This window comes from Nonomuraea sp. NPDC050383, from assembly GCF_044459125.1.
Taxonomy (GTDB): Bacteria; Actinomycetota; Actinomycetes; order Streptosporangiales; family Streptosporangiaceae; genus Nonomuraea.
The window spans coordinates 119,591-126,921 of sequence record NZ_JBITIP010000024.1 but is presented as its reverse complement, the minus strand read 5'-3'; the positions used below and the strand labels follow the sequence as shown (position 1 = coordinate 126,921).

General features: G+C 70.6%; 3 protein-coding genes. 1 reads left to right on the top strand and 2 read right to left on the bottom strand.

What is annotated here, in order from left to right; all coding sequences use genetic code 11:
- Positions 1-302: 302 nt before the first annotated feature.
- Both ACIBG4_RS38095 and ACIBG4_RS38090 read right to left on the bottom strand, forming a co-directional pair.
- Positions 303-1,025: a TetR/AcrR family transcriptional regulator gene (locus ACIBG4_RS38095; RefSeq protein WP_397206891.1), complete on the bottom strand. Its 723-nt coding sequence runs from the start codon at positions 1,023-1,025 to the stop codon at positions 303-305.
- 179 nt (positions 1,026-1,204) lie between these two features.
- Positions 1,205-1,966, bottom strand: a complete 762-nt coding sequence (locus ACIBG4_RS38090; protein WP_397206889.1) for an FAD-dependent monooxygenase — start codon at positions 1,964-1,966, stop codon at positions 1,205-1,207.
- Between the two features lie 563 nt (positions 1,967-2,529).
- On the opposite strand from ACIBG4_RS38090, the gene ACIBG4_RS38085 reads away from it, so the two are divergent.
- Positions 2,530-7,323 carry a HEAT repeat domain-containing protein gene (locus ACIBG4_RS38085; RefSeq protein WP_397206887.1) on the top strand — a complete coding sequence of 1,598 codons (4,794 nt, stop codon included), beginning with the start codon at positions 2,530-2,532 and terminating at the stop codon, positions 7,321-7,323.
- Positions 7,324-7,331 lie beyond the last annotated feature (8 nt).

Sequence of the window (7,331 nt, the reverse complement as noted above, 5' to 3'; positions counted from 1 at the left end):
GGACTCGGCCACCAGAGGCCCGGCGAAGGACTTCCTGACGCTTGTGGACACCCTCGTCAAGCAGGAGTTCTGCGACACGCCGCCCGGCTCGGCCGACCAGAGCCAACCGGCCGGATAGGCATCTGGCGGGGTTGTGCGCTGGCTGGGCGTTCAACACCGAAAAGACGTACGCGGGCCGGATAGCTCTGTACTTGTCGTACTGCCAGTGCCACGGGATGGACTGGTCGAACCCGAGCCTGGCGCAGTTGACCAACGCGCTGACCCAGCCGAACTATCTGCGCTCTCTGCCGCACGGGAAGTTCTCACTGCTGAGGGGTCTGGGTGCGCTCGATCAACTCCAGCGCCACCTGCCGGATCTGGCGCAGGACGGCGACGGTCTCCTCGGCGGCCGTCGCGATGGCCGTCGGGCCTGGGGCGACGGCGGGTTCCAGGAGCTGGGCCATGGTGTCGGCAAGGACCCGGTCGGGGTCGTCGACGCCGCGGGGGGCGGTGCCCGGCTCCGCCGCGGCGGCGGCGAATCCGGTGAGCACGGCGTGCACGGCGTAGAGCTGCTCGGGCAAGGGGCGGTCGTTCCGGACCAGGCCGTGCCGGCGCAGGATCGGCAGGCCCGCCTCGCCCAGCGCGGTGGGCGTGGTGCGGGCGAACAGCTCCCGGTCACGGGCCTGCTGGGTGAGCAGCCGCAGCAGCTCGGTGTCACCGCCCTGCAGGCGGCGGGCCAGGGGCACGTGGACCACTGCGGCGCGAATCAGCAGCGGCGCCAGGTGGCGCGGCAGCACGGTGGCGGGGTCGGCGGTGATGCGGGCGGTGAGTTCGTCCAGGAAGGCCAGCAGGTCGCGGGCGAACAGGCCGAGGATGAGGTCTTCCTTGGCGGGCCAGTACAGGTAGACGGTGCCCTTGCCGACCCCGGCCGCCGCAGCGATCTCGCTGACGGTGACCTTGCGCACGCCGTGGTCGAGCACCAGTTCCCGCGCGCTGTCCAGGATGCGGGCGGCTTTGCGGGAGTGGAGTTCGATCAACTGGTTCACCGTGCTGTCCTCGTCCTTTGTCCTTTGGTGTTGGGCGGCTGCTCGAATCCTGTTAGATAGCGGCGACGTCGATGTTCTTGGCCCGCATGTCCTTGTTGTCGAACATTCTCCTGCTCATGGCCTGGCCGACGCCCGGTATCCGCATCAGGCGCATCATCCCTGCCCGCAGGAGCTGCTCCTTACGGTCGTGCGGGGTGAAGACACGCCGTCCGGGCTGGGCGCTTTCCTGCTGCAGGTGGATGAACGGCCTCATCCGCGCCTCCCAGGCCCGCAACGCCGCGGGCAGGTCTGCGGGGTGGCGTTGGGAGCATGGTGCCCAGGAGTTCGCCGCCGGCCATGCCTTTGGAGGCGCCCATGCCCGCGTACAGGGTGACGCACCAGGCGGAGTCGCCGATCAGGACGACGCGGCCGCGGTGCCAGCGTGGCATCTTGACCTGGTGCACTGAGTCGAACAGGGCGTCGGGGGCCTGCTCGTAGCGCGTCAGCAGCCCCTCCAGCAGGGGGCCGGTGGGTTCGGGGCCGTAGGCGGCGCGGATGGACTCGATCGGCGGGCGGCGGAATTCGGCGTCGATGTCGGCGGTGCGGTAGGAGAACAGCAGGCTCGGGGCGTGGTCGGCGGACGGTAAGGCCCACACCGAGCGGCCCGGCTCGGCCAGGACCAGGCCCTCGTGCAGTTTGAAGCCGTCGACCGGGCCGTCCAGCAGAGCGGCGGCGACCATGTAGTTCAGCGGGTGCAGGTACTCCTCATCCGGGCCGAAGACGAGCCGGCGCACCGTCGAGCGCATGCCGTCGGTGCCGATCACCAGGTCGAAGCGCTCGGTGACGGTGGTGTCGGCGGCCGTGTCGTGCAGGGTCACCTCGGCTGCGGCGTCGTCCTGGGTGATGCTGGTGGGGACGGTGGAGTAGCGGATCTCCACATCGTCCAGCAGCGCTGTGAACAAGCCACGCTCCACATCGCCGCGCAGCAGCGCACGGGTGCCCCCGGCCCCGCCGCCGGCGCCGATGTTCCTCAGACCCCTGGATGCTCCAGGTGGGGGAGGAGCGCTCGAACGCGTGCGCGCGGCGTCGACGTCGTCTGCGGAGCCGGACGGACGGCCCCCGGACGAGGCTCAGCCTGGCCCAGGTCATCATCGCGGAGGACAGGCGGCATGCGTCGCCGAATACGGCGAGTTCGCCTAGTCACAGGGGCTACCTGGCGGCTGGGGAACCGTTCGGGAGGCGGTGGTTCACGAAGACGCCCCACCATCGGCACCTACTAATAAATCTACAATGTAAAGGCGCCGGGCTCGAGAAAAATCCCAAAACACCACAAAAGGAACGGGCTTCGCCCGTACGTCCAACAACAACCAAGGTGCCGCCTGTCGTCGGTCGCAGTAGCGCGCGGACGTGGGACGACGGGGCACCCAGTCGACCCCGTCGGCAAGCGAGTCCCGTCCGGGTCGGGCGTGGCCAGCGTTTCGCTACGCTGGGCGGTATTCGCTGGTCCGGCTGGAGTTGATAGCGCATGACGTCGGTCGACGATGCGGTCCTTACCGCCATACGCCGCGGTGATGTGGATGTGCTTTCTGCCGGCCTTGATCCGTTGAGCTGTCCGCCGGCCACCCTGCGGCTTCTCATCAGGCATGAAGACCCACGGCTGCGGGGACTGGGCCTGGTCGGCCTTGCCGAACGGCTTGACGCGAGGCGAGCTGAAGACCGTTGCGAGCAGGCCGCATTCGCGGCGTCGTTGCCGGGCTCGCTGGAGGGTCCGCCGGAGGCGGCGCTGGCGCTGGCCCACCTTTATCTTCGGCTTCGGGCTCACGTCCGTCCGCGGCCCTGGCCGCAGTGGCGCGCGGCGGATGTGCCGGCCCGGGTTCACATCGCCTGGCTGCGCGCCGAGATCACTGACCGGCCTGAGATCCTGCGCGACGAACCCGTGGGTGAGCTGCTGTACCAGGCCGTTCGCGGGATCGGGGCGGTCGATGTGGAGGAACCAGAGGGTTTCGTCCGGGAGTTGTCGGGCCGGCAGGATCTGGTGTTGTGGTCGGAGGCTCTGCGGGTCACGCGCGAGGCCGTACACGCCGGTCTGCTGGCACCGGCGCGGGCCAGGCGGCTCGTGGTGGGGCTGGTCGGGTCGGTTGTCAGGGAACTGGGCGGTGAGCCCGGTGCGGATGCTGCGGGGGCTTGCCTTGCCGCGGCCGCGCTGGGTGAGCTGTCTGAGCCGTGGGCCGCGTTGGATCCGTTGCCGCAAGAGCTTCTGTATCGGCTCCTCGACATCGAGTCTGGTTCTGCCGTCTGTGCGGTGGCCGACGCGGTGATCGATGCCGCGGCGCGTCACGGGCATCGGGACGTGCTGCGCGACGTGGTCGCCGACCGGGATCGGCCTTCGGGGCTGCGGGGGCGGGCGCTGGAGCTGCTTGGCGACCTTGCGAGCCGCGATGACATTCGCGATCTCGTGGGCATCGCGGCGGTCGACCCGCTGATGCTCGCCGGGCCGGCCGTGCGGTGTCTGCGCGGGCTGCACCGGCGTGGGCATTTCCCAGCGGGTGAGGACGTGCCGGCGATCGTGCGTCTGGTGCTCGCCGATCACTCGGTGCCTGCGGGTGAGGTGGCCACTGTCTTGTTCACGTGCCGGCGTCAGATGCTGCAGGAGCTGACCGCGGCGGCCTTGGACGATCCGCACTGGCCGCGGCGGCTGGAGCTTCTGGTCGCCTTGGCTGCTCAGGGTGCGGGGGATCTGCCGGTGGGGGAGAGGGTCGCCGGCCTGCTGGGTGTCGCGCCGGATCCGCGGCCGTTCCTGGGGGCGATGCGTGCGCTGCGCCACACGGCGGGTGAGGAGGCTGTCCTGGCCGCGTTACCGCGGTCATCCGCGGCGGCGCTGGAGGCTCTTGAAGCCGTGGGTGGTGCCCGGACGGTTTCGGTGCTGCGGGCCGGGCTGGGTCTGGATGCGCCGGAGGGCGCAGACGTCGCGGGCGGTGTGGTGTCGTATCTGCGGCCGGTTCGCCGCCGGGCCTTGGAGGTGCTGTGGCATCTCACCGAGGGCCCTGACGGGCGGCAGTCGATCCTGGTGCGGCTGGATCCGCGGGATGTGCCTGGTCGGATCGCCGTCGATCTGGGTGGTCCGGACGAGCGGGAGTTGGCGTTGCTCCGGGCGGCTTTGGACCGGGACGAGCCTGTGGCTGCTCTGTGCAGGCTGGCGCGAAACGGTGGTTCGGCCACGGTGCCCGCCATCGCTGACCTGCTGTTGCGGGTCGTGTCGGATCTCGCGGCCTCCTGGGCGCCGGGCGCGTCGGGCGGTGGCGGCGAACCGGAGGTGCCGTCGGAGGTGGTCGCGGCTGTTGCTGACCTTGGTGGTCGTCTCCACGACAGGGGGAAGATCCGGCCGCGCTGTCTTCTGGACGCCGGGGACGCGCGGGAGGCCGGTGACGCGCTGGTGGCGGGTATCGCGCTGGATCTGCTGGACCGCCCGGCGCTCACGGCGGCTGAGAAGATGATTTTGCTCCGGATGCTTCTGCGGACGTCTCATCGTGGAATCCGGTCACGAGTGCATGGGCTGCTGCGCCATCGTGACCGTCATGTTCGTAAGCACGTCATCGCGTTGCTTGCCCGCGATGCCGACGGCGAGGACGCGCAGGCGTTGTCGGCGAGCCTGATCCCGCTCACGACCGCTCCTGATGTGCAGACGGTACGGCAGGCGCTGCTCGCGCTCGGGCATGCGCGCGCGTGCTGGGCGGCCGCGGCGGTCGCGGCGTGTCTCGACCATCCCAACATGAACGTGAAGAAGACGGCTGCGACTGTGCTGGTCCGTGCCGGTGCCCCGGTGGCCGTGCCGAGGCTGTTGTTCTGGCTCGGCCGGCATGACAATCCGGGCCTGCGGGCGGCGCTGGTCGAGGCGTTGCGGGCGATTCTCGGCGACGCCTATGCCGCGACTGTCGTCGCTGCGGCTGACGGCGCCGTGGATGATCGTACCCGTGACCTGCTGCTGGGGGGTCTGGATGGGGCGTTGTCCGCGCGTGCGGTCGGCGCGCTTGCTGACCAGGGGTCGTCGGCCGGGGCCGGCTTGCTCCGTCTCGTCGCGGCAGGCCGGCTCGCCCTTGGTTCGGGTACGGCTGCGGAGTTGGCGGAGCGGATGGCAGCGCGCGGTGTCTCGCTGCCGGCCGCTCCGATGGCTGCTCTGCCGGATGCCGATGTCGTCGCCCTGGTGGGTCGTGGTTGGGACGCCGAGATCGCATGGCGCCTGGTGGAGGGGTATGAGCGTGACCCTGAGGGGGCGGCCGTGCGTCGGCTGGGCGGGCTGCGGCCGATGCTGGCACGCTGGCTGGAGCTGGCCGCGGAAGGGGCAGAGCGTCGTGGTGGCGTCCTGCGGTTCGTTTTGGCGCTCTGCCCGCCGCCGTGGACGGCCGGCGAGATGGAGGTCTTCGTCCGGTCGGCGCGGACGCTGGTTGCAGGGTTGGCCGGCGTCGGTGATGCTCATCGCGGTTCTCTGCTGGCGCTGCTTGAGGACATGGTCGCGCGGCCGTCTTTCGCTGATTTGTCCTGCACGGAGAGGTTCGACATCGCCGCGCGGATTCGTGCGCTGCCGTCGGGGGCAGCGGGGAGCCGGTCGATGCTGGTGTTGTTGCGTCGATGCGGTGCGGTGCTGACCCGTACCGATCTTGGGCGGGCGCTGGCTGCAGCCCGCGCGGGTGCGAACGCGTGGCTGGCTGAGGAAGAGGTGCTGTGGGAGGCGTTCGGGCTGCCGCGGCCGGTCACCGGCGTCGTGTCGGGGGGTGTCGCATCGAGTGGCAGCGGTGAGGTGGATGAGGGTCCTGCCGTGCGCCGATGGCGTGAGGCCCTTGCTGTGGCCGCCCGCACGCCGGACGCCCTTCGCCGGTTCCGTCTCGCTGACCGGTCGATGGACGGTTTCGGCTTCTCGGGTTCTGTGGGTTCGCGTGATCGGCTCAGCGCACTGATCGGTCTCTTCGCGGCGGCCGGCACGGGGGTGCGCGACGTCCTGCTGGACTGGATGATCGAGCTGCAGCCGTTCGACGCGCCGCCGTGGACGATCTCGGAGGACGCCCGCCGGTCCGGGTCGGGCGTCGGTGTCCCTCGTCCTGCTGATCGGGGCGGGCCCCGCTCGGCGGCTCTGCGTGAGCGGCTGTTGGAGATGCTCGCTGATCCCGCGCGGGATCAGCGCGTTGCCGCGGCTCGGGTCTTGCTGGCCTGGCCCGAACCCGGGTTCCGGCTCACGGTGCTGCGTGCCTTCGTCCATGGCCGGGTCGATCTGGCCGTCACCGCGGATCTCGCGCATGCCTTGACCCTCATGGGTGAGACCGAACTGCGTGAGGCCGGCGGGCTCGGCTCGGGTGGCGACGCGGTTCGCGAGCGGATCGCCCGGGTCGCCGCTCTTCTGGACCCGCCGGAGGTGGAGCGGCTCGTTCCCCTGCTGTTGTCATGGTGGGAGCGTGGTGGGCCGGCCCTGCGCGCGTCGGCCGAGCGGGCGTTGCGCGGGGCGGAGCCTGATGTCCTGGCCGAGGTCCTGTCCGGTCGCCTCGAAGCCGGGGCGTGGGGGCTGCTCGATCTGGTCTCCGGCGTCGCGCTGCTGCGTACGCCGGCGTTGGTGCGGGTGCGCCGGCGGCTGCGCGAAGAAGGACGTGATGACCTCGCGGACAGGGTCGTGCTGGTGGAGGGGCCGCTGCGTCATCCCGATGCGGCCCGGCAGGATTCCGCTGTTCTCTCGGCGCTGCGTAGCCGAGCTGGTGTCCCGCAGGTGGCCGCGCGGGAGCAACGGCCGCCCCGGGCGGAGTTGCTCCGCCTGGCCCGTACGGGAGGTCCTGAGCAGATCCGCCGGGCGTTGACGCTGCTCGCCGAGCGTTACGACGACGATCCTGCTCGGCTGCGCCGGCACGACGGGGACCGGCGGGCGGGTCGCGGTGCCGAGCTGCGGGATCTGGAGTTCGAGGAGTTGCTCGTCGAGTCGCTTGGCCATCCCGAGGCGAGAGTGCGGCTGCATGCCCACCGGATCTCTCGCAAGGTGATGAGTCGCGGGGACTATCTGGAGCAGACTTCGCTGCTGCTGGACGATCGGCAGCCCGACATCGTGCGTTCGGCGGTCAGGATCTTGTGTCACGCGGCGTGGGAGCCGGCCATCCCCGCGTTGGTCGGCTTGCTCACGCACTCCCATCCCGTGGTCCGAAGGGCTGCCTGCGACGGGCTCGTTCTTCTGGGCGCGCCGGCGATCCCCGCGCTCAGGTATGCCGCGGGGAGGGCGCGTCCGGACAGGCGGCACCTGTTCACCTCTGTGCTGGAGAGGATCGTGTCCACGGGCGCCGCTGGGTGATCGAGGTG